The organism is Flavobacterium sp. S87F.05.LMB.W.Kidney.N (genome assembly GCF_004366435.1).
GTDB lineage: Bacteria > Bacteroidota > Bacteroidia > Flavobacteriales > Flavobacteriaceae > Flavobacterium.
Window position 1 is genome coordinate 300,298 of record NZ_SODX01000001.1, and the last position, 24,006, is coordinate 324,303.

Below are 24,006 nucleotides of genomic sequence, written 5' to 3' on the forward strand. Positions count from 1 at the left end.
TAAAATCTTAAAATAATCTCGCAAACATACTATTCTTTAAGAATATATTCCGCCGTTTATATTGATAATTTCTCCAGTAATATAGCTTGCTTTTTTAGAAATCAAAAAGCTTACCAAATCTGCAACTTCTTCGGCTTCTCCAAAACGATTTACCGGAATCAGCTTTAATAATTCTTTTTCATCCAGCTCACTTGTCATATCAGTTCTGATAAAACCAGGGGCAACAGCATTTACTGTAATATTTCTTTTTGCCACTTCTTGAGCCAAAGCTTTTGTTGCTGCTACAATTGCGCCTTTTGCTGCCGAATAATTGGTTTGTCCCGCAGTTCCTTTTACTCCAGAAACCGAAACCATATTTACAATTCGGCCATATTTATTGCGCAGCATTTTTTGAATAAAAAATTGTGTCACATTAAAGAAACCGTTTACACTTGTATTCAAAACGCCGTTCCAGTCTTCTGGAGTCATCCACATAAAAAGCCCATCTTTTGTAATTCCGGCATTGTTTACAATTGCTTCAACCAACTTTTCAGGATTTGCTTCCTGCCATTGCGTTAAAACGTTTTGTACTTGTTCAAAATTAGAAACATCGAAACCTAAAATTTCTCCTGTTGCGCCTAATTTTTGTATTTCTTGTAATGTTTCTTCGGCAGCTGTTTGATTTGAATGATAGTTAATCAGAATATGATAATCAGATTCTACGGCTAGTTTTTTACAAATAGCACTTCCGATTCCTCGCGAACCGCCTGTTACTAATACACACTTCATAAGTGAAATTTATTTCTTTTTCTTAGCTGCTGGTTTCGTTGTCGATTTGGCAGCAGTTTTCGTTGTTTTTGTTTCTTGTTTTGGGGCTTCAGCTGGAGCAGATGCTTGCTGAGGTCTTTCTGCCGATTTTGAAAACAATTCAGCATTTTCAAACCATTGGTTGCTTAATACAGTTCCGTCTGGTTTAAGGAATCCCCATTTTCCTTCGTTTTTTACTCTCGCAACACCATCAATAAATCCTTTATCCTGCTGTACAAACATCGCAATAATAGCATTTGTAGTGATGCCGTATTGTGTTGGAATTACCAGTTTTCCAGATTCGTTGATAAATCCCCAATTGCTTTCTTTTACTGGAGCTAAGCCGTTTGAACTAAAAACTTCTGCATCGCTGTAAGTTGGTTCAATAACAAATTCTCCTTTCGGATTAATGAATCCCCATTTTTTTCCAACCAAAACTGGCGCTAGATTTTTAGAGAAAGCTTTTCCTTTATCATAAATAGGAAGAATTGCCCAATTTCCTTTTAAATCGATATAACCAATTTTTCCATTCTTTTTGGCATACGTCAAATCTTGGGTTTCAAAATCCCAGATTTTTTCAGCTCCATCAACTGGAATAAATTTTCCAGAACTTACTAATCCGAAAGTTTTATCTTTTCTCGCCCAAGTTGTGTTCTTGAAATAATTTCCGATTTCGGCGTAAGCAGGTTCAACTACTTCCTTTCCATCGGTATTTATGATTCCCCAGTTTTTGTTGAGTTCAACTCTTGCAAAACCATTTTCAAAAGGTTTAATCTGATCGTATTTTGGTTCTAATACAACCGTCATTTTATTGTTAATCAAACCAACTTTATTATTTTGTCTGATGAAAGCAACTCCATTACTAAAATCAAATAATTTTTCAGAAGCAGGAGCTTTTTGAATTTCTCCTTTTTTATCAATATAAACCCATTCTTTTCCTGTTTTTACAATGGCAATTCCGCTGTTAAAATCTTTTGCATCATCAAAAGAGGCAGGAATTATCCAGCTTCCTTTTGTATCAATAAAACCCCATTTTCCGCCATTTTCAACAGCAGCTAATCCTTCAGAAAAACTTCTGGCAGATTTGTATTGAGGCTCGATTTTAAAAGAACCATCTTTGGTAATATATCCAATTTTTGAATTCTTTTTAACTAATGCCAATTCTTGACTATTAACAAATTGAATGCAGCACAGCAACAAAAAAATAAATGTTTTTTTCATGATTTTAAGATTCAATATTAATAATGTGAAGTACAGAATTAACTGTTTATCAAATAATCTTTTACTTTTTGCACAAAAGGATACATTACCTGATCTTCTTTAAACTCTGGAATTATAGTGCGAACATCGTCGTACCATTTTTTAGTAACAGACGAAATTTTATCTTTTTGTGCTAAATAATCAATTGCCTGAACGATTGTAATTAATTCGATAGCTAAAACCTCAAAAGAATTCTCAATAACTTTTGACGTGATTACTGCAGCATTTGTTCCCATACTTACAATGTCTTGATTGTCATTGTTATTTGGAATACTATGAACGTACATTGGGTTTGACAGCATTTGGTTTTCGGCAGTTGTTGAAGTTGCAACGAATTGTACTCCCTGCATTCCGAAATTAAATCCTAATGTTCCTAAGTTTACAAATGGAGGAAGGATTTCATTGATTTTTGAATTCAATAAATAATTCAATTGACGTTCTGCCAGCATCGTTAATTTGGTAATAACGATTTTCAGTTTATCCATTTCAAGCGAAATATAATCTCCGTGGAAATTTCCTCCGTGATAAACGTGTTTGTTTTTTACGTCTATAATTGGATTGTCGTTTGCAGAGTTAAATTCGTCTTCTAAAATAGAAGCAACATTATTGATAGTTTCTAAAACTGGTCCCAAAATTTGAGGCACACATCTTAGTGAATAATATTCCTGAACCTTTTCTTTGAAGATTTCTTCGGTATTTTCACCAGAATATAAATGGTCTTCTCTTTTGCGGATCAAAGTACTGTCAGAAAGATTTTGTCTCATTCTTTCTGCCACTTCCTGCTGTCCTTTATGACGTTTGGTTTGGTTTAATTCTGCTGAGAAATGATCATCATAAGCTTGAACCAATTCGTTAATTGCACAAGAAGCTTTTAGCGACCAATCTAATAATTTTTGAGCATAATGAACATTTACAACTCCAATTCCTGTCATTACAGAAGTTCCGTTGATTAATGCCAGACCTTCTCTAATTTCTACTTGAATTGGTTTCAAACCTTCAATTTCGAAAACTTCTGGTGTTGGTCTTCTTTCTCCTTTATAAAAAACCTCGCCTTCACCAATTAACACTAAAGCTAAATGTGATAATTGTACCAAGTCACCGCTGGCACCCACGCCGCCGTGTTCAAAAATTAAGGGCGTAATATCTCTATTGATTAATTCTGCCATTAAATGAATTACAGAAGAATGAACTCCTGAATTTCCTAAAGACAAAGTATTTAATCTTGCTAAAATTGCAGCTTTTGCACACTCAGGACTTAATGGTTTTCCTGTCCCAGAAGAGTGGCTTCTAATTAAATTATATTGTAATTGAATTTGATCAGACTCTTTAATTCTATATTGAGCCATTGGACCAAAGCCAGTATTTACTCCGTATATAACTTTGTTTCCTGAGAATTCTTTTAAGAAGTTAAAACTCTCGTTTACGCGGTTTAGAACGACATCACTAATTTTAACTTTTTGATTTCCAAATATTATGGCTTCAAATTCCGTTAAACTTAAATATTCATTAATTGTATTCATTAAATCGATTTTGGTTGTGCTAATTTAATTTTATTTATCAAAATAAATGTAGTTATTTTGATGTAGGCAAATGTAGGTTAATTAATGATAATAATTCTAATATGACAAAGGAGTTTGTTGATGTTTTAGTGATTGGTGCAGGACCATCTGGTTGTGTTTCGGCATCCTATCTTTTTAAAAACAATGTTAAGGTTAAAGTTGTAGAAAAAACGAAGTTTCCGAGACTGGTAGTAGGCGAAAGTCTTATTCCTCGTGTTATGGACCATTTTGCTGAGGCAGAATTGTTTGAGGCACTGGATGCGATGAACTTCGAGAAAAAACTAGGAGCTCGTTTTATTAGAGGAGAAGAAATTTGTGTTTTTGATTTTAGTAAAAAATTTGGTGAAGGGTGGGATTGGACCTGGCAGGTTCCTCGTGCTGATTTTGACAATACAATGGCACAGGAAATTGTGCGTAAAGGAATTGATTTGGAGTTTGAAACAGAGGTTTTGGAAGTTTCTTTTGAAGGAAAGAATTCAAAAACAATTGTAAAAGATGCAGCCGGGAACTTAAAAGAGATTCACGCTAAATTCATAATTGATTCTAGCGGATATGGTCGTGTTCTTCCAAGGCTTTTAGATTTGGATACGCCTTCGAAATTAGATCCGCATTCTTCTATTTTTACGCATGTAAAAGATATTAACAGACCAGAAGGAGAGGAAGGGACTCAGATTTCTTTTGATATTTTGGAAACAGAAGTATGGCTTTGGGTAATCCCGTTTTCGAATGGAAATACAAGTTTGGGAGTTGTTGGTCCGACAGATTTTATCAATTCGCTTTCTGAAAATAAAGATAATGCTGACGCTTTGAAAAATGCTATTCAGAAGTCTGATTATTATATTAAAAGATTTAAAGGAACTGAATTTTTGTTCGAACCTGTTAAATTAGAAAACTATTCAAGAGCGGTAAAAAGAATGTACGGCGATGGTTTTGCGTTGACTGGAAATAGTTCTGAATTTTTAGATCCAGTTTTTTCTTCTGGAGTTGCCTTTGCAACCGAATCTGGAATGCTGGCGGCAAAATTATATTTGAAAGAATCGCAGGGAATTCCTGTTGACTGGGAAGTTGAATTTACCCAATACATGAAAAACGGAATTGCAGTTTTTACCACTTACGTGAAAGAGTGGTATACTGGAAATCTTCAGACTTTATTCTTCCATCAGCCAGAAAATCCAGATGTAAAAGAAAAAATTTGTTCTGTTCTGGCGGGTTATGTATGGAATGAAGAAAATCCGTTTGTGAAAAAACATGATCATGTCATAGCCAATATGGCGTATTTACTAAATATGCAAAAAGAACAAAGCCCTGAATAATCAGGGCTTTTTTATAGAAAGATAATTCATTTTCTAGATTCATTCCGTAGGAATGTCTCGTCGGTAGAATATGAAATTTGAATTGCGATAATACGTTCCGTAGGAACGTGTGATTAATCGATTCAGGTATATTATTTCCGTAAATCAGATGTCCCTACAGGATATTAATGCAAAACGACAATATTTTTTTATACCGATGAGATATTCCTGCGGAATATTTGTGGTTTTTATTTAAAAGCTTTTTTTAATAAAAGTTTGGATAATGATTTTGCTGTTTTTGCGTATCCTTCTCCAATTCTAGTTTCGTTATTAAAATTGCTTCCCCATTGATCTCCGGGTGCATCAACACTTGAAATTTCTAATAAGACATTTGATTTATTTGCTGTTTCAACAAACTTTAAATTGGTAGTAACTTTTGCCGGCTGTTTCATAATTCCTGCATCCCATCCTGGATAAATCCAAACCGTTTGCACAATTAAAGTGTAAGGTGTGTTTAATCCTTCCTGAAAATTGACCTCTTTACCAGCTTTTGTCATTACAATATTTCCGATTTCTAAAAATTTAGGAGTCCAGATTTGATCTTTTGCTACAACCCATCTTTTGTGCCAAAGATTTCCATTTCCTTTTGCTTTTTTGTCTAAATCGGCTATATGCTCTTCAACATATTGTGATTCCGGTTTGTTTTCTTTCATCATAGTAAAATTACTATAATCAAATTCTGTGTTGATTTCTTTTTGATCTTTTAAAAAGTCAAAGTTTCCCTTCACTACATTCATATCTTGAGCAAATGCGGCTCCAGAAATAAGTAAGCATGCAATAATTAATTTTTTCATTTTTTGGTTAATTGAGGTTTATTTTTAGCTGCTAAAAGTAATCAAAAGGATGAATAATAATTTATTTCATGTTAAAATATTATTGTTATTTTTTTCAAAAACAAAAAACGGATTCCAATTTTGGAATCTGCTTTATTTCAAAATTTGTTTTTCTATCAGCTGAGAAAATGCAGATTTAAAAAGAAAAATTAGTTTTGTTCGGTAGTTTATGTCTGGAATGAAAAAAATCCGTCTGTCAAAATACACGATCATTTGATAGCCAACATAGAGTATTTACTAAATATTCAAAAAGAAAAAAAGCCCTGAATAATCAGGGCTTTGTTTATCAAAAAAAAACGTTTCTAGATTCATTCCGTAGGAATGTCTCGTCGGTAGAAATTAAATTTGAGTTACGGTTGAACGTTCCGTAGGAACGTTTGATTAATTGACGGGTACATTTTTATAAATCAGATGTCCCTACAGGACATTAATGCAAAACGACAATATTTTTTTCTACCGATCAGATATTCCTAACGGAATATTTTTAATCAATTACAATTCAAATATCTTATCCATCAAAATCCATTTTTGTCCTGGTTTTGCCCAAGGTAAAGCTTGCTGGAATTTCCACATTAAAGTTTCCCATTCCTGAACTTTTTCATTTTCAGCGTCGGCTTTGTCTTTTTTCTCAAAAGAGAAATTTTCGTCGCCTTCGATGATCATAAACAATCTATTTCCTGTGCAATAAATATCCAAAACTAAAATTCCAGCATCTTGAATGCTTTTTTTTATCTCCGGCCACACATTTTCATGTAAGTGTTTGTATTCTGCAATTAAATTTGCGTCGTCTTTTAAGTCTAGTGCAAGACAAAATTTTTGAGCTACCATAATTTTATTTTTGTTGATAAGCTACAGCAGTTTGTTTACTTGTGCCTAAACCTTCAATTCCTAATTCGATTACGTCGCCTGCTTTAATGTAAATTGGATCTGGTTTAATTCCTAAACCAACTCCTGGAGGCGTTCCTGTACTGATAACATCGCCAGGAAGCAAGGTCATAAACTGACTTAGATAATGAACCAAGAATGGAATTTTAAAAATCAAGTTTGAAGTATTACTGTTTTGAAATGTTTTTCCGTTTACAGTCAGCCACATTTTTAGGTTATTTACATCTCCAGCTTCGTCTGGTGTAACCATTGTTGGTCCAAGAGGAGCAAAGGTGTCAGAACCTTTTCCTTTTGCCCATTGTCCGCCACGCTCGATCTGGAAAGCTCTCTCGCTGTAATCGTTTAAAAGACAGTATCCTGCGATATAGTTTGGAGCATCTTCTTCAGAAACATAGCTCGCTTTTTTGCCTACAACAAATGCCAATTCTACTTCCCAGTCTGTTTTTTCGCTGTTTTTTGGGATAATCAAATTATCATTTGGCCCGCATAAAGAAGTGGTTGATTTGAAGAAAATAATTGGTTCTTCTGGAATTGCAGCGCCAGTTTCTTCACAGTGATCTACATAATTTAATCCGATGCAGATAATTTTTGAAGGACGCGCAACCGGCGAACCTAAACGTACTGAATCGCTTACTTCTGGTAAAGATGGATTGTTTTTTAAAGCTTCTTCTAATTTTGCTAATCCGTCATTTTCAAAAAAAGCTTCGTTATAATCTGTTGTTACGATAGACGAAACATCATATCTTTTATCATTAAGTAAAACACCTGGTTTTTCCTTTCCTTCTTCTCCAAATCTTATAAGTTTCATATTTTAATTTTTAGTTTCTTGCCACGAATTACACGAATTTTCTCGAATTAAAATTTGTGGAAATTTGTGTAATTCGTGGCTATGTTTTTTTTAATATTTTAGTTGTTCAATTTGATGAATCCGCCATCAATTGGGTAGTCTGAACCTGTGATGAAAGAAGATTCGTCGCTGCATAAGAATAATGCTAAAGTTGCGATTTCTTCTGGTTTCCCCATACGTCCGATTGGTTGTGACTGAGATAATTTTTCGAAAATTTCTTCTTCTTTTCCAGGATAATTTTTAGCAATAAATCCGTCTACGAAAGGCGTATGAACTCGTGCAGGAGAAATAGAATTACATCTGATTTTATCATTTAAATAATCTTTTGCTACTGATAAAGTCATCGCCATAACCGCGCCTTTTGCAGTAGAATAAGCAAAACGATCAGGAATTCCAACCCAGCAAGCAATAGAAGCTAAGTTCAAAATAACACCTCCACCAGAACTTCTTAAAGCAGGAATCGAAGCGTGAAGACAGTTGTAAACCCCTTTTACGTTTACATTCATAATTCTGTCAAAATCAGATTCTGAAGTTGTGTCTACTTTTCCAACGTGAGCAATTCCAGCGTTGTTTACCAAAATATTGATATTTCCGATTTTTTGGAAAGTTGAATTTACTTGTTCGTGGTTCGAAACGTCGCAGGCATGCGCGAAAACATTTCCGCCGTTTGATTTTATTTCTTCAACGGTTTCTTTTGCACTTTCTTCAGTCAATTCTAAAATGTGAACTTCAGCTCCTTGTTTAGCAAATAAAACCGAAATCGCTCTTCCGATTCCGCTTCCCCCGCCCGTGATAATTGCTTTTTTATTTTGTAATGAAAACATTTGATATAAATTTTTATGAGTTGTTTTTAATAGTCTTTTACAAAGATACGCCGCGTTTCCACGGAATAAAATCGTCTTGGTTTAATTGAACTGCTTTCGGAATAATTTCGCCGCTTGCCGCTTTAATGCAGTATTCTAAAATTTCCTCGCCCATTTCTTCAATAGATTTTTCACCACTAATGATTGGTCCGCAGTCAATATCGATAATATCTTTCATTCTGGTTGCTAGAACAGAGTTTGTCGCCACCTTAATTACAGGACAAACTGGGTTTCCTGTCGGAGTTCCCAATCCAGTAGTAAATAAAATTAAAGTCGCTCCAGAAGCCGCTTTTCCAGTTGTTGCTTCTACATCATTTCCTGGTGTACAAACCAAACTTAAACCTGGTTTTGTAACCAATTCGGTGTAATCTAAAACATCAACAACAGGAGAAGTGCCGCCTTTTTTGGCCGCTCCAGCACTTTTGATAGCATCTGTAATTAATCCGTCTTTGATGTTTCCTGGTGACGGATTCATGTGGAAACCAGAACCCACTTTATGCGCCAGTTCATCATAAGATTCCATTAAATCTATGAATTTTTTGGCTTTATCTTCCGTAATACATCTGTCAATTAAATTCTGTTCAGCTCCACATAATTCTGGGAATTCAGCCAAAAGAATTTTTCCGCCTAAAGCTACCACTAAATCAGAAGTATAACCCACAGCAGGATTTGCAGAAACACCGCTGAAACCATCGCTTCCACCGCATTTTACACCAATGCATAAATCGCTCAAAGGCGCATCGGTTCTTTCATATTGGTTGATTTCGATTAAACCTTCAAATGTTTTTTTGATGGCATTAGTAATCAAAACTTCTTCGCTTTCTGTCTGCTGCTGTTCAAAAATAAACAACGGTTTGTCAAATTCTGGGTTTTGTCTTTTTACATCATTTACAAAATCCTGAACTTGTAAATGCTGACATCCTAAACTCAAAAGCGTGATTCCGCCAACGTTTGGATGATTGGCATAAGAAGCCAATAAAGCGCTCAAAGTAGAAGCATCCTGACGCGTTCCACCACAGCCTCCTTGGTGATTTAAGAATTTAATTCCGTCTACATTTTCAAAAACACGTTTGTTTTTTGGAGTCGGATTTAATTCAATATTAATATCGTTAATGTCATTTCCGTTCAAATAACCTTCCAGTAATTCGTGCGTAAATTGATTGTATTTGTCTGTTACAGCATAACCTAATTGCTTGTGCAACGCCTCTTTGATGACGTCAAGATTTCTGTTTTCACAAAAAACTGTCGGAACAAAAAGCCAGTAATTGGCCGTTCCAACACGTCCGTCTTTTCTTTTATAACCTTTAAAAGTTCTGTTTTCAAATTTAGAAACATCAGGCGCATTCCATTCGTAAGAAGCGTTTCTGTAAGCGTAAGGATCTGCGGCGTGTTTAAGGTTTTCAGTCGTCATTAAACTACCTTTTGCCACATCGCATTGTACTTTTCCGACCAAAACACCGTACATGTTTACTTCTTCTCCCTGCTTCATGTCCTGCATGTAGAATTTATGTTTGGCTTTGATGAGATCTTGTAAAACGTAAGTTTCGTTTTCAAAAAGAATAGATTCTCCTTTTGTTAAGTCGGTTAAAGCTACCAGAACATTATCTTCTGGATGCAGTTTTACGACTAATTTTTTAGTTGTATCAAGCATTGTCTTGTTGTTTTTTTTCTTTTTTGTGTTGTCGTTTGCTGTAGTTAGGGAAGGAGTTAAGCACTTTGATTTCACTAAAATTTGGGCAGTAAACGAAAAATAAAATTAGTTTTTTTAGCCTTTTATTATTAGTCTAATATTATCCGTGTATAATCTTTAATTATCTTTGCAGAATGAAATTGGAACAAACCAAAATAGCGTCTTATCTCAATACAAAAGTTTCGGTATTAAATCGTGTTGAGCCTTTTTTTCAGGCGCCCTTTCATTCGCATCCCGAATTAGAATTGGTGTATGTAAAAGAGAGTTTTGGCAAGCGAATTATCGGAAATTCGGTAATGCCATTTGAACCCGGCGATATGGTTTTTTTAGGTTCTGATATTCCGCACGTTTGGCTGAATGATGAAAAATATTATCAGGGAATTGAGGACTTAAAAGCGAATTCGATTGTCGTATATTTTCATAAAGATATTTTCGGACCGACTTTTTACGAATTAAAAGAAACCCAAAAAATCAACGAACTCTTTTTTCAGGCTGGAAAAGGGATTTCGATTATCGGAAAAACTAATAAGCAGATTGCTAAAAAACTGGAGAAGTTAGTTTCAAAAAAAGACTTTGAGGTAATTGTCGGACTTTTTGAGATTTTGTCTATTCTTTCAGAAAGTCAAGATACAATTTATATCAACGACGAAATTTATTCTTTGATGCAGAAGGATTCGAAAGTAGATCGTCTTTCAGAAGTTTTTCAATATGTGAATAAAAATTACAAGAAGAATATTTCCTTGGAAGAAATTGCCGCTGTCGCGAATATGACTCGGACTTCTTTTTGTAGAATGTTCAGAGTTAAAACGAAGAAAAATTTTGTTGATTACCTACACGAAATCAGAATCTCGAATGCCTGTAAATTACTGCTTGAAACGGATAAAAGTATGTCTGAGATTGCATACGAATGCGGTTATAAAACGGCTTCAAATTTTAATAAACTTTTCAAAAAAGTTAAAGGAATAACGCCATCTGATTTTAAAAATAATGCGAAGATGAGTTTTGCCACAGATTATAAAGATTAAAGGGATTTTTTAAATCTGCCCAATCTGCCCAATCTGCTAGATCTGCGTGAAATAAAAAATATAGCCACGAATTACACCAATTTCCACGAATTAATTTTCTAAATAAAAAATTGTAGTTAATTCGTGTAATTCGTGGCAAAAAAAATATTTTAAATAGATCGATCTAAATGGGTATAACCTCCATCAACATAAATAATCTGTCCAGTAGTATGACTTGATTTTTCAGACAATAAGAAAACCACCATATTAGCAATTTCTTCTGCTGTTGTCATTCTGTTTTCTAGCGGAATATTTTTTGTAATTGCGGCTAGTTTTTCTTCTTTATTTTCAAAAGTATTAATCCACGTTTCGTAAAGCGGTGTGTAACATTCGGCTACAATTACAGCGTTTACACGAATACTGTATTTTAATAATTCAACTGCCCATTCTCTCGTTAAAGCATTTCGTCCTCCGTTTGAAGCAGCGTAAGCTGAGGTTCCGCCTTGTCCTGTTTCGGCAGTTTTAGAACCAATGTTTACAATTGCTCCTTTTGATTCTTTCAAATATGGAAGCGCATGCTGTGCCATTAGATAATAATGCACTAAATTTTTATGAAGCGAAGCAGCGAAATCTTCATAATTTCCGTTCTCTAATCCTACACCGTCATTAACGCCGGCGTTATTTACAAGTCCGTCAATTCTGCCGAATTTTGCGATTACGGCTTCAACGGCTTTTTTACAGTCTTCAGGTTTGGTAAGATCGGCAGCAACTTGATGCGCTTCTTTTCCAGTGGCTTTTAATTCTTCTACGGCTTTGATGTTATCATTTTCGTTACGTCCAACGATAAACGGAATTGCATTTTCTTCGGCTAGAACTTTAACGATTCCTAAACCAATTCCTTTTGCGCCTCCAGTAACGATAATGATTTTTTGGGTTAATGATAACTGCATGATTTTTATGTATTATAATTTATTGCGATTTTTTTTGCCACGAATTACACGAATTAACTAGAATTTTTTATTTAGAAAATTAATTCGTGGAAATTATTGTAATTCGTGGCTTTTATTTCTATGTGTTAGAACTTTTTTTAAAAATTTACAGCTGTTGTTCATGACAAACAACAGCTGTAAAAATAGAGAGAATAGAACTGATAATTTATTACCAGAACTTAACATAAAGCGCCACAATAATCAATAATGTAATTACGATTAAGACTGTTGTCTGCGGTTTAACTTTAAACATTCCTGGTTCTGTTTCGAATGCTTTAGGGTTTACTTTTGGACCAGCGAAACTCATCAAGATCATCACTAACATAGTAAAGAAGAATGATAATCCCATACAAATGTGGAACGGAATTTCGAAAGCTCCTTTTCCGTTAGGATAAGCTGTGTATAAAAGTGTATCGTTTCCAAATAATGCAGGAGCGTATTCGTTGAATAAAACTGACAATGCGAATCCTAAAATTACACCCACGATTGCTGCTGCACCAGTAGTTCTTTTCCAGAACATACCAAGGAAGAACATAGCAAAAACTCCAGGGCTGATGAATCCAGTGTACTTTTGGATGTATGTAAATCCGCCGACACCACCGATTCCTAAAACGTCATTCCAAGTAAATAGAACGGCTAAAAGCATTGCAGCAAAAACGGCAATTCTACCAATGTTTACCTGTTGTTTTTCTCCAGCTTCTTTTTGAATATATTTTTTATGAATATCTAATGTATAAATTGTAGAAATACTGTTTACTTTTCCAGCCAAAGAAGCTACGATCGCAGCCGTTAAAGCCGCAACAGAAAGACCTTTTAATCCTGTTGGAAGGAAAGTTAATACAGCAGAATAAGCTCCGTCTTTTCCTCCAACTAATTGAGGTAAATGTCCGTTTGTGTATAAAACGTAAGCAGCAATACCAGGAAGCATTACGATAAGCGGCATTAATAATTTTAACATACCAGCAAATAAGATTCCTGTACGAGCTGTTTGTAAATCTGCTCCAAGTGCTCTTTGCGTAATGTATTGGTTACAACCCCAATAGTTTAAGTTGATAATCCAGATACCAGCAAGGTAAGACATCAAACCTGGGAAAGTCAAATATTTGTCAATTTCTAATTGAGAAGAAGCTGCAGTTGGTTTTGGAATAATCATTTTGAAATGCTCAGGCGCCTCAGTCATTAATACTTTGAATCCTTCGATTGCACTACTGCTTATTCCTAGCTTTTCTCCAACAGTTACTAATGCAATATAAGAAGTTACCAAACCTCCAATAATTAATACAGCAACCTGAATAACGTCTGTATAAGCCACAACTTTCATTCCTCCAAGAGAAATAAATAAAGCAAATACAGCCAAACCGATCATAATAGCATGAAGATATTCTCCACCAGCAAGACCGTTAATAGCAACAGCTCCCAAATAAAGAATAGAAGTTAAGTTTACAAAAACGTACAAAAACAACCAGAAAACTGCCATAATCAAAGCAGTAGATTCGTTGTAACGTGTTTTTAAGAATTGTGGCATTGTGTAAATCTTGTTTTTAAGATATACAGGAATAAACCACACAGCTACAATAATAAGTGCAACGGCAGCAAGCCATTCGTAAGCAGCAACAGCGATTCCTAAAAAGAAACCTTCACCGCTCATTCCGATGAATTGTTCTGCAGAAATGTTAGAAGCAATTAAAGAAGCTCCAATTGCCCACCAAGTTAAATTTCCTTCAGCCAAAAAGTAAGCTTTAGCATCTTGTTCGTCTTGTTTACGTTTGCGATAAACGGTATAACCGTAGACCGAGACTACGATAAAATAGATAATAAAAACCGCATAATCTGCGAAAGCGAGGTTTTGGTTCATTGTTAGTAGTATTTTAAATAATTATTATAGGGTTAAATTTGTTTGTTTGGTTTTAAATTGTTTTTTATGTTGTGTAATCTTGTTAAAAATGCAAGATGTGTTTTATTTCTGTTATTTTTTTACGAAAATAAAAGCGGAAGCCAAATGTAAAATAAAAATTTAGAAATCAGCTACTGGTAAATGTGTTTTTTACATTTATTCAATCGAAATTGTGTTAAATTTTTAGTATTTAGCTTTATTGCACCAGCAAACCATTAGGCTTTTACCAGACTTTTATAATGCACATCTGAAAGCTTTCTTAAAATTTCAGCACTTTTTTCTGGTGTAATATCACGCTGCGATTCGCCTAACATTTCATATCCTACCATAAATTTCTTTACCGTTGCCGATCTTAACAACGGCGGATAAAAATGCATGTGAAAATGCCATTCCGGATGATCAAATCCATCTGTTGGCGATTGATGAATTCCTGAAGAATAAGGGAAAGAAGTATTAAATAAATTGTCGTACTTCGTTGTTAATTGTTTTAAAATTTTAGCAAAAGCGTTGCTTTCTTCAGCAGAAAAATCGGTGATTTTGTTGGCAGCTCTTTTGCTCACAATCATAGTTTCGTATGGCCAAATAGCCCAAAAAGGCACTAACGCTACAAAGTGATCGTTCTCAATTACAATACGCTCCCCAGTTTTCAATTCGGCCTGCACGTAATCTTCCAGTAATGTTTTTCTATTTTTATCGTAATATGATTTTAAACTGTTATGCGTTTTTTCAACCTGAGTTGGTAAAGAAGACTGTGCCCAGATTTGCCCATGCGGATGCGGGTTGCTGCAGCCCATTACACTTCCCTTATTTTCAAAAATCTGGACGTGGTTAATGTACTTGATGTTTCCTAAATCAGTATATTCTTTCTGCCAGGTTTTAATAATATTTTCAATATCTGCAATTTCCATTTCTGGGAGAGTCAAATCGTGTCTTGGCGAAAAGCAAACCACTCTCGAAATTCCTTGTTCTGGTTTTACTTTAAAGAAAGTATGTTTAATATCGTCTTCAAAAATAATTTCCTCTTGCTTCATCGCAGCAAAATCATTTTCAAAAACAAAACTGTTTTCGTATACTGGATTAGTTTCTCCATTGGCACGAACATTTCCCGGACATAAATAACAAGTGGGATCGTATTTTGGAAGTTCTTCCGTAGAAATAGTTTCATTTTGTCCCTGCCAAGGGCGTTTTGCACGATGAGGTGAAACTAAGACCCATTCGTTGATTAGAGGATTGAAGCGTCTGTGAGGATCTTCGTTAATGTCAAAATTTTTCATTGTAGTGTGTTGTGGTATTAAAGTAGTGTTGTTCCGTTTGAGATTTTTACATCATAGAATTTTAATTCAATTCCAAATTTATCTAAATAAAGATTTGAAAACTTATGTTTTACCTCATTTTCTTGACCTTTTTTAACTAAATTAATTGTACAACCTCCAAAACCGCCTCCCATAAGTCTAGAACCTATGATAGATTCGTCATTTTTTGCAGTATCTACAAGGAAATCTAACTCTTCGCAGCTTACCTCATATTCCTGTGATAAACCATAATGAGTTTCAAAAAGTAATTCTCCCAGATGTTCGATGTTTCCCTTGTCTAAAGCTTCGCACGCTTTTATGACACGATTAATTTCTTTAACCACAAAATGAACTCGGCTGAAAACTTTTTCAGTCATTTTATCCTTAAGACTCAAAACCTGTGCTTCTGAAGCATCTCTAAAACTTTTTACTTCTGGAAAATGACTTTTTATGATTGATAAACCTTCTTCGCATTCGATTCTTCTGGTATTGTATTCTGATGTAAAAAGCGAATGTTTCACATTAGAATCTAATAAAATCAATGAATAATCTTTAAAATCGGCATTGTGATATTCGAAATCTAAAGTGTTGCAGTCCAATTTTATCACTTTATTTTCAAGACCATGAACACTTGAAAACTGATCCATAATACCGCAGTTAATACCCACCCAGTGTTCTGCTTTTTGTCCTAATAATGAAATGTCAACTTTCTCAATTTTTAAATCGAAAAGCGATTTGATTCCGAAAATCATTCCGCATTCTAAAGCCGCAGAAGAAGATAGTCCAGAGCCAACCGGAATATTACTGCTGAAAACACAATTGAAACCTTCAAAAGAAAATCCGTTATCCTGCAATTGTTTAATTACACCTCGAATGTAATTAGTCCAAACCACATCACTCAATTTTACTTCTTCAGTCAGGTCAATTTCAAATTCTTCATTTAAATCGATTGCAATTACCTTAGAAGTTTTAGTATTGTTTTTTTCAAAAGCAAAGCAAATTACTTTGTCAATTGCAGCTGGTAAAACATAACCATCATTGTAATCAATATGTTCTCCAATAATATTAATTCTTCCTGGAGAAAGTACCTTTTTTTGAGGAGAAGATCCAAAAGATTTCTCAAAAAAAGCAACAGTGTTTTGTATTAAAATATCATTCATTATAAAGTGAGTGTAATGGTGGTTTTGGAATTTGGTTAGTTTAAATTTTCAAATTTGTAAAGCGTTTTTTGAGTATACTCTTCGCCTTTTTTCAAAACAGCATTTGGGAAATGACTATGATTAGGTGCGTCTGGAAAATTTTGAGTTTCAAAACAAATACCGCTTTGCGCATTGTAATCGACATTTTCTTTTCCTTTTAATTTTCCAAAACAATTTCCTCCTACATATATATGTACACTAGGCTGATCGGTGTAGACATTCATTCTCAGTTTGTTTTTTAAGCTGATTAGCTGTGCTACGATTTCTGTTTTAGAATTCACCACAAAAGAATTGTCAATTGGAAACGGGCAGTTTTTAGTATTTCTAAAATCAAAATCATGATTGGTTAAATCGGTATAATTTCCAGTCGGGATATTATCTGGATTGGTCTCCAACATTTTATCCGATTTGATAAACATTTGTTGCTCTAAAACATTTCCATCATGTCCGTCAAGGTTAAAATAACTATGATGTGTCAAATTGATAACGGTATCTTCTGTAGAAACAGCTTTGTATTCTAATTGCAGTTCGTTTTCTTCATTTAAAGTATAGGTCAAATAAACGGTCATTTCACCAGGAAAATTTTCATCTAAATGCTCACTCAAAAGACCAAAAGTAATAGAAGGATTTTCGCCGGTTGAAGCATTAGTTACGCTCCAGACTTTTCTCCCAAATCCCATATTGCCTCCGTGAAGCGTATTGCCATTATTATTTCCGTCAAGCTGAAATTTTTTATCATCTATGCTAAAAGCTCCATTATGAATACGACCGGCATAACGGCCAACAGTAGTTCCAAAATAAGGAGCGCTTGGTAAATTATAAGATTCTAAGTAAGCTTCTAGATTATCAAATCCTAAAACAACATCTATCGATTTTTCATTCAAAGGAATTTGGATGGAAGTTACTGTTGCACCATAATTGATGACCTGAACTTTCATTCCGTTTTTGTTACACAATTCAAAAGAATAAATTTCTTCTTTATTGGGCATTAAACCAAACAATTTGCAATTATGAGTCTCCTTTAAATGCGATATGTGTTTTATTTCCATATTATTTTTACCAAAAATGAAATCCAAAAATAGAAACATTCTCTATCTTTGCATACCAGTACCTACCAGTTTTTAGTATTAATAGTCAAAATGACTTTATTGTGAACATCATTTCAATTCAAAATAATATTGGGCTTCCAAAATATAAGCAGATTATTCTTTCAATAGAAAAAGCGATTGAAGAGGGCAATTTAAAAAAAGGAGATCGTCTTCCATCGGTCAATAAAGTCTGTTTAGGCTTTTCTTTATCGCGCGACACAGTGCTTCTGGCGTATGACGAATTGAAAAAAAGAGGAATTATTTACGCTATTCCAGGAAAAGGTTATTATGTAAAAAGTGTTGAAATCACTATTACTCAGAAGGTTTTTCTTCTTTTTGACGAGCTTAATATTTTTAAAGAAGATATTTATAATTCGTTCCTAAAAAATATTGGTAAAAATGTTCAGGTTGATATTTTCTTTCATCATTTTAATGTTCAAGTTTTCAAAAAACTGATAAATGACAGCAACGGAAATTACACAAAATATATAATCATGCCGACGAACTTAAACGATATCGTCGATTCTATAAAAACCCTACCAGTAACCGATGTAATTATTTTGGATCAGACTAATCCAGAGTTAAAAATGTTTCCAGCTATTTATCAAAATCATCAAAAAGATATTTTTGAAGGATTACTGAAAGCCAAAAAAAGATTGGAAAAATATAAAAAACTGATTTTGATTTTTTCAGGTTTTAGAGAGCCGCCGGGAATGAAACTTGGTTTTGAATCTTTCTGTCAGGAATACAATTATGATTACGAAATTATTTCGGATTTCAGCAATCAATCTATTGCTTTAGGAGATTTATATATTATTCCTCATGACCGCGATCTGCTTTTGGTTATAGAAAATGCCATAAATCGAAAACTAAAATTAGGCGAAGATTTTGGAATTATATCTTATAATGAAACCGCTTTAAAGAAAATTGCTGCCAACGGAATTACAACCATTTCAACCAATTTTGAATTGATGGGAAAAATTCTGGCCGATATGGTTTTGAAAGGAACAAAAGAGCAGATCGAAAATAAATCTGCTCTTATAGTAAGGAATTCTTTATAGCGACGTGTCAATTATAAATTTAGAACAAAATCGTTGAGTAATTTTTCTTCGTATTTCTCTTTATTAAAGGTGTATAAATAAGAACCTTTTCGAGAAGACTGCATATCTTTTTCGTCTAATTTATTTAAGATTTCTAAAGAATTAATTTTACTGATGAAGTTTCTTTTGTCCAGTTCTTTGCTCAAAATCGCTTCATACAATTCTAAAAGCTGGCGCATGGTAAATTTCTCAGGAAGTAATTCAAAACCAATTGGCTTTACAGAAGTTTTGTAACGAAGTCTCTTAATGGCATTTTGTACCATTTCATTATGGTCAAAAATTAAGTTTGGTGCATCATTAATTGGAAACCATTCCGCGTGATAATTTTTAATTAATTCTGCGTTGTGATTTTCAATATTAATCAAAGCAAAATAAGAAACCGAAATAGTTCTTTCTACGGGGTCACGATCGATTTCGCTGTAAGCATACAACTGCTCCATATAAATATCGTTAAGACCAGTATAGGTATTTAGTATTCGGATAGCTGCTGCATCTAAAACTTCGTCACGTTTTAAAAACCCTCCAATCAAAGACCATTTTCCTTTCTCGGGTTCGAAATCTCTCTTGATTAAAAGTATTTTCAGACCCTCATGATCGAATCCGAAAATGATGCAGTCAACCGCCAGTAAAACTTTATCGGCAGAACTATAACTATTTAGCATATGTAATTAATTTGGACCGTAAATATATAAACTTCTTAAAACCTTTCATAATTTATTAATGTTGATTTTACACTTATGTTAAATAGCAGCGAATAAGAATATTTATGTATATTCGATATTAATTGCTAAGGTAAAGCTGTTTTTTACTTATTAATCTTCTCAATTTCAAATCAAAATAACGAGTCAAAGGTAGAAACATTTTTAAAAGAGATATACACTAGGATTATTATTTCATATTCACAATTCAAAAATTGAGATTGTTGTTATAAAACAAATGGTTTTTGCTTTTTTTTGTCAATTTTTCAGATTCTTAACTTTTTATTTGTTTAAAGATATTTTGGTTCAATCCCTTTAAGAATGCTTGTTTCCAAGGCAAAATTATGAAATATGTTTTTTGCAACCAGTTGTTCTGATAATTTTATTTTTTTATGAGACTTATTTTTGTTTAAATTTACAAATGTTAAACGAACACTTATAAAACTAAAAAACCAACATCTTTAGAAATTCTGCAGCCACGCAATTTTCTGAAAACCAAAACCAACAACAGATTATGAAAAAACCACTACTAATCTTGTTTGCTATATTTTTTATTCAAACAATTACAGCTCAAAAAGAATCGGTTATTATTTCAGTTAAAAATGATGCAGCAGCACCGATTATAAATAGAAACATTTATGGTCATTTTGCTGAGCACTTAGGACGCTGTATCTATGGCGGATTTTTTGTGGGAGATACTTCAAAAATTCCCAATACAAACGGAGTTCGAAATGATATTATCAAGGCATTAAAAGATTTGAAAATTCCAAATTTAAGATGGCCCGGCGGCTGTTTTGCAGATACCTACCATTGGAAAGATGGGATTGGTCCAAAAGAACAGCGTCCGACAATTGTAAATCAATGGTGGGGGGGCGTAACAGAAGACAATAGTTTTGGAACACATGATTTTTTAAATATGTGTGAATTATTGGGAGCAGAACCGTATTTATCTGGAAATGTCGGAAGCGGCACAGTTCAGGAATTAGCAGACTGGGTTCAGTATACCAATTTTGGAGGAAAAAGTCCAATGAGTGATCTTCGAAAGAAAAACGGAAGAGCAGAACCTTGGAAAGTAAAATACTGGGGAATTGGAAATGAGGCCTGGGGTTGTGGCGGTAATATGACTGCAGATTATTATGCTAATGAATATCGCAAGTTTGCCACGTTTATATCAGATTGGAACAATACTGGAGGCATTACAAGAATTGCTTCGGGATCTAATAGTTCTGACTACAATTGGACAGAGGTTTTGATGAAAAACATTCCGCTGAATATGCTGGGCGGAGTCGGTGTTCATCATTACGCAGTAATTGACTGGGGTAAAAAAGGGGCAGATGTTGATTTTACAGAGAAAGAATATTTCCAGACCATGCAGTCTGCCTTAAAAATGGAAGAATTAGTAACCAAACATGCTGCCATAATGGACAAATACGATCCAGAGAAAAAAGTGGCGATGATAGTCGATGAATGGGGAGGCTGGTATGAAGTTCAAAAAGGGACAAATCCAGGGTTTTTATATCAGCAGAATACAATGCGAGATGCTGTTTTGGCGGGAGCAACTTTAAATATTTTCAATAATCATGCAGATAGAGTTCGCATGGCCAACTTGGCACAATGCGTTAATGTGCTTCAAGCTGTAATCTTAACCGACAAAGCCAAGATGATTACAACGCCAACCTATCATGTAATGAAAATGTATAGCGTTCATCAAGACGCGAAATTACTTCCGATAAATTTTAAATCGCCATCTTATAATTTTAATGGAGAATCAATTCCGGCTGTATCTGCATCTGTTTCAAAAGATCAAAAAGGATTAGTTCATATTTCACTGGTAAATATTGATGCTGTAAATAAGAATAAAATCGAAATTGATGTAAAAGATCTTGGCGTTAAAAATTTTACAGGGACTATAATTACAGCTTCAAAACTACAGGATTATAATTCTTTCGAAAATCCGAATAAAATTATTCCAGTTGCTTTTAAAGGTTTTGAGAATAAAAAAGGAAAGCTTGAAATCACAATTCCGCCTTTCTCAGTATTAGTTTTAGAAGGAAAATAATCTTTAATAAATGTAAAAATATCTTCTTAAAAGTGAAGGTTTTTATTTTAGAAGTGAAATAATCACAATATTATAAATGTATTGTTAACATTTATTTTTTGATTAAAGGCTAAAATGCTGTTTTAATGCATTTATAGCAAAAATTAATTATGCAATTTCAATTAAGTGTTTTTTGTACACTTATAAAGTATTTATCTCTATATTTGTCAATATTTTAAAAATAAAATGAGAATGAAAAATTATGTAATAGGATTGGACTACGGAACAGATTCTGTTCGCGCGGTGCTAATTGACACTGAGAATGGACAGGAGCTGGCATCGAATGTTTCTCATTACAAAAGATGGAAAAACAAGCAATATTGTGATGCTTCCATCAATCAATTTCGCCAGCATCCTTTGGATCATATCGAAGGATTAGAAATTACAATTCAAAATGTTGTAAAAGAAAGCAAAGTTGATCCGTCATTGGTTCGCGGAATCTGTATCGATACAACGGGATCTTCTCCTGTTCCAGTTACAAAAGATGGAACTCCACTAGCATTAACAAAAGGTTTTGAAGAAAACCCAAATGCGATGATGGTTTTATGGAAAGATCATACTTCTATAAATGAAGCAAACGAAATTAACGAACTGGCAGTAAGCTGGGGCGGAGAAGATGTAACCAAATACGTTGGAGGAATTTATTCATCAGAATGGTTTTGGGCAAAAATTCTTCACATTGCAAGACAAGACGAAGCGGTTCGTAATGCAGCACACACTTGGATGGAGCATTGCGATTTAATGACGTATTTATTGATTGAAGATAAAGATTTAAAAACATTTAAAAGAAGCCGTTGCGCCGCAGGACACAAAGCAATGTGGCATGCAGACTGGAACGGATTACCGCCAGTTGAATTTTTAGAAAAATTACATCCGTATTTAGCACAGCTTCGCGGTAATTTATATGATGAAACCTATACATCAGATTTAGTTGCCGGAAATTTAAGCAAAGAATGGGCAGAACGTTTAGGGCTTTCAACAGAAACAGTTGTGGCTGTTGGAACTTTCGACGCGCATTCTGGTGCAGTTGGAGCTAAAATCGAAGAGAATACTTTGGTTCGTGTTATGGGAACTTCAACCTGCGATATTCTGGTTGGTTCTTATGATGAAGTGGGAACAAAAACCGTTCGCGGAATTTGCGGACAAGTTGATGGTTCTGTAATTCCAGGCTTTATTGGTCTAGAAGCAGGACAATCTGCTTTTGGAGATTTATTGGCTTGGTACAAAGAATTATTAATGTGGCCGACAGAACATTTATTAGGTTCTTCGTCTCTTTTAAATGATACTCAAAAAGAACAATTAAGAGATGAATTCAGCGATAAATTAATTGTTGAATTAACGAAAGAAGCAGAGAAAATTCCAGTTTCAGAAAGTCTTCCAATTGCTTTAGATTGGATTAACGGAAGAAGAACTCCAGATGCAAACCAAGAATTAAAAAGCGCCATTTCGAACCTTTCTTTAGGAACAAAAGCACCTCATATTTTTAAAGCTTTGGTAAACGCAATCTGTTTCGGAGCGAAGAAAATTGTAGACCGTTTTGAAGAAGAAGGAGTAAAAATTGACAGCGTAATTGGAATCGGAGGAGTTGCAAGAAAATCTCCTTTTATCATGCAGACTTTGGCCAATGTTTTAAACAAGCCAATTAAAATTGCAGCTTCAGATCAGACACCAGCTTTAGGAGCGGCAATCTACGCAGCGGTAGCAGCAGGAATTTATCCAAATGTAATCGAAGCAAGTCAGAAAATAGGAAGTGATTTTGACGGAGAATATTTCCCTCAAACAGATAAAGTAGAAGCGTATCATAAACTGCTTTTAGCGTATGAACAATTAAGCGCTTTTGCAGATCCAAACATTAAAATTTCTCAAAATGAGTTCTCTTTATAAAGATTTAAAACAGGAATGTTATGAAGCCAATATGCAGTTAAATGCATTGAATTTGGTGGTCTACACATTCGGAAACGTAAGCGCTGTCGACAGAGAAAATGGTGTTTTTGCCATTAAACCAAGCGGCGTTCCTTACGAAGATTTAAAACCGGAAGATATTGTAATTGTAGATTTTGATAATAACATTATTGAAGGAACAATGCGTCCGTCATCAGACACCAAAACGCATGCGTACTTATATAAAAACTGGCCAAATATTGGAGGCGTTGCACATACACACGCAACTTATTCAGTTGCCTGGGCACAATCGCAGCAAGATATTCCGATTTTCGGAACCACTCATGCCGATCATTTAACAGCCGATATTCCGTGCGCACCGCCAATGGCAGATCACTTAATTGAAGGAAACTACGAGCATAATACCGGAATTCAGATTTTGGATTGCTTCAAAGAAAAAAATCTTTCTTACGAAGAAGTAGAAATGGTTTTAATTGGAAATCACGGTCCGTTTGCCTGGGGAAAAAATGCTGCAAAAGCCGTTTACAACAGTAAAGTTCTGGAAGTAGTTGCCGAAATGGCGTACTTAACTTTACAAATAAATCCAAACGCACCAAGATTAAAAGATTCATTAATAAAGAAACATTACAACCGCAAACATGGAAAAGATTCGTATTACGGACAGTAA

At 34.3% G+C, this 24,006-nt stretch carries 20 protein-coding genes; 6 read left to right on the forward strand and 14 right to left on the reverse strand.

Going from position 1 to position 24,006, the window contains the following annotated elements; translation table 11 throughout:
- Positions 1-36 precede the first annotated feature (36 nt).
- The 3 genes from fabG to hutH are packed head-to-tail and all read right to left on the reverse strand — an operon-like array spanning position 37 to position 3,566.
- Entirely contained in the window at positions 37-768 is a 732-nt protein-coding gene (gene fabG, locus EDB96_RS01355) for a 3-oxoacyl-ACP reductase FabG (protein WP_057115547.1), read from the reverse strand.
- Between the two features lie 9 nt (positions 769-777).
- On the reverse strand, positions 778-2,007 hold the full coding sequence (locus tag EDB96_RS01360; protein WP_134138862.1) for a WG repeat-containing protein: 1,230 nt from the start codon (positions 2,005-2,007) through the stop codon (positions 778-780).
- Positions 2,008-2,045: 38 nt separating this feature from the next.
- Positions 2,046-3,566 carry a histidine ammonia-lyase gene (gene hutH / locus EDB96_RS01365; protein WP_134138864.1) on the reverse strand — a complete coding sequence of 507 codons (1,521 nt, stop codon included), beginning with the start codon at positions 3,564-3,566 and terminating at the stop codon, positions 2,046-2,048.
- 101 nt (positions 3,567-3,667) lie between these two features.
- Between hutH and EDB96_RS01370 the strand changes: the two genes are divergently transcribed.
- The gene (locus EDB96_RS01370; protein WP_134138865.1) at positions 3,668-4,918 is read left to right on the forward strand and encodes an NAD(P)/FAD-dependent oxidoreductase; all 1,251 of its coding nucleotides are present in this window, start codon (positions 3,668-3,670) and stop codon (positions 4,916-4,918) included.
- Between the two features lie 227 nt (positions 4,919-5,145).
- Here EDB96_RS01370 and EDB96_RS01375 read toward each other — a convergent pair whose 3' ends face one another.
- The 5 genes from EDB96_RS01375 to EDB96_RS01395 all read right to left on the reverse strand — a co-directional run bounded on the left by EDB96_RS01375 (position 5,146) and on the right by EDB96_RS01395 (position 10,036).
- On the reverse strand, positions 5,146-5,751 hold the full coding sequence (locus EDB96_RS01375) for a hypothetical protein (RefSeq protein ID WP_134138867.1): 606 nt from the start codon (positions 5,749-5,751) through the stop codon (positions 5,146-5,148).
- Between the two features lie 531 nt (positions 5,752-6,282).
- A complete protein-coding gene (locus EDB96_RS01380; protein ID WP_134138868.1) occupies positions 6,283-6,618 on the reverse strand; it encodes an L-rhamnose mutarotase in 336 nt (111 codons plus the stop codon).
- 4 nt (positions 6,619-6,622) lie between these two features.
- On the reverse strand, positions 6,623-7,483 hold the full coding sequence (locus tag EDB96_RS01385) for a fumarylacetoacetate hydrolase family protein (RefSeq protein ID WP_134138869.1): 861 nt from the start codon (positions 7,481-7,483) through the stop codon (positions 6,623-6,625).
- A 98-nt stretch (positions 7,484-7,581) separates the two neighbouring features.
- Positions 7,582-8,346 (reverse strand): SDR family NAD(P)-dependent oxidoreductase, encoded by a 765-nt coding sequence (locus EDB96_RS01390; RefSeq protein WP_134138871.1) that lies wholly within the window; start codon positions 8,344-8,346, stop codon positions 7,582-7,584.
- 37 nt (positions 8,347-8,383) lie between these two features.
- Positions 8,384-10,036 carry a UxaA family hydrolase gene (locus tag EDB96_RS01395; RefSeq protein WP_134138872.1) on the reverse strand — a complete coding sequence of 551 codons (1,653 nt, stop codon included), beginning with the start codon at positions 10,034-10,036 and terminating at the stop codon, positions 8,384-8,386.
- Positions 10,037-10,209: 173 nt separating this feature from the next.
- Between EDB96_RS01395 and EDB96_RS01400 the strand changes: the two genes are divergently transcribed.
- Complete coding sequence (locus EDB96_RS01400; RefSeq protein ID WP_134138874.1) at positions 10,210-11,100, forward strand: AraC family transcriptional regulator; 891 nt, start codon at positions 10,210-10,212, stop codon at positions 11,098-11,100.
- 149 nt (positions 11,101-11,249) lie between these two features.
- On the opposite strand, the gene EDB96_RS01405 is transcribed toward EDB96_RS01400, so the two are convergent.
- From EDB96_RS01405 to EDB96_RS01425, 5 genes are all read right to left on the reverse strand, one after another.
- Positions 11,250-12,029, reverse strand: coding sequence for an SDR family oxidoreductase (locus tag EDB96_RS01405; protein ID WP_134138875.1), 780 nt, complete (start codon positions 12,027-12,029; stop codon positions 11,250-11,252).
- A 208-nt stretch (positions 12,030-12,237) separates the two neighbouring features.
- Complete coding sequence (locus EDB96_RS01410) at positions 12,238-13,923, reverse strand: sodium/sugar symporter (RefSeq protein WP_057115558.1); 1,686 nt, start codon at positions 13,921-13,923, stop codon at positions 12,238-12,240.
- Positions 13,924-14,177: 254 nt separating this feature from the next.
- Entirely contained in the window at positions 14,178-15,236 is a 1,059-nt protein-coding gene (locus EDB96_RS01415; RefSeq protein ID WP_134138877.1) for a UDP-glucose--hexose-1-phosphate uridylyltransferase, read from the reverse strand.
- A 17-nt stretch (positions 15,237-15,253) separates the two neighbouring features.
- On the reverse strand, positions 15,254-16,414 hold the full coding sequence (gene galK / locus EDB96_RS01420; RefSeq protein WP_134138878.1) for a galactokinase: 1,161 nt from the start codon (positions 16,412-16,414) through the stop codon (positions 15,254-15,256).
- 35 nt (positions 16,415-16,449) lie between these two features.
- Complete coding sequence (locus EDB96_RS01425; protein WP_134138879.1) at positions 16,450-17,502, reverse strand: aldose epimerase family protein; 1,053 nt, start codon at positions 17,500-17,502, stop codon at positions 16,450-16,452.
- Between the two features lie 101 nt (positions 17,503-17,603).
- Here EDB96_RS01425 and EDB96_RS01430 point away from each other — a divergent pair, with 101 nt between their 5' ends.
- Positions 17,604-18,602: a GntR family transcriptional regulator gene (locus tag EDB96_RS01430; protein ID WP_134138880.1), complete on the forward strand. Its 999-nt coding sequence runs from the start codon at positions 17,604-17,606 to the stop codon at positions 18,600-18,602.
- An 11-nt stretch (positions 18,603-18,613) separates the two neighbouring features.
- On the opposite strand, the gene EDB96_RS01435 is transcribed toward EDB96_RS01430, so the two are convergent.
- Positions 18,614-19,303 (reverse strand): NUDIX hydrolase, encoded by a 690-nt coding sequence (locus EDB96_RS01435; RefSeq protein ID WP_057115563.1) that lies wholly within the window; start codon positions 19,301-19,303, stop codon positions 18,614-18,616.
- Between the two features lie 550 nt (positions 19,304-19,853).
- Here EDB96_RS01435 and EDB96_RS01440 point away from each other — a divergent pair.
- The 3 genes from EDB96_RS01440 to EDB96_RS01450 all read left to right on the forward strand — a co-directional run bounded on the left by EDB96_RS01440 (position 19,854) and on the right by EDB96_RS01450 (position 24,006).
- A complete protein-coding gene (locus EDB96_RS01440; protein ID WP_134138882.1) occupies positions 19,854-21,398 on the forward strand; it encodes an alpha-N-arabinofuranosidase in 1,545 nt (514 codons plus the stop codon).
- Between the two features lie 231 nt (positions 21,399-21,629).
- On the forward strand, positions 21,630-23,321 hold the full coding sequence (locus EDB96_RS01445; protein WP_134138883.1) for a ribulokinase: 1,692 nt from the start codon (positions 21,630-21,632) through the stop codon (positions 23,319-23,321).
- Positions 23,305-24,006, forward strand: coding sequence for an L-ribulose-5-phosphate 4-epimerase (locus tag EDB96_RS01450; protein ID WP_057115566.1), 702 nt, complete (start codon positions 23,305-23,307; stop codon positions 24,004-24,006). Before EDB96_RS01445 ends, EDB96_RS01450 begins: the two co-directional genes overlap by 17 nt.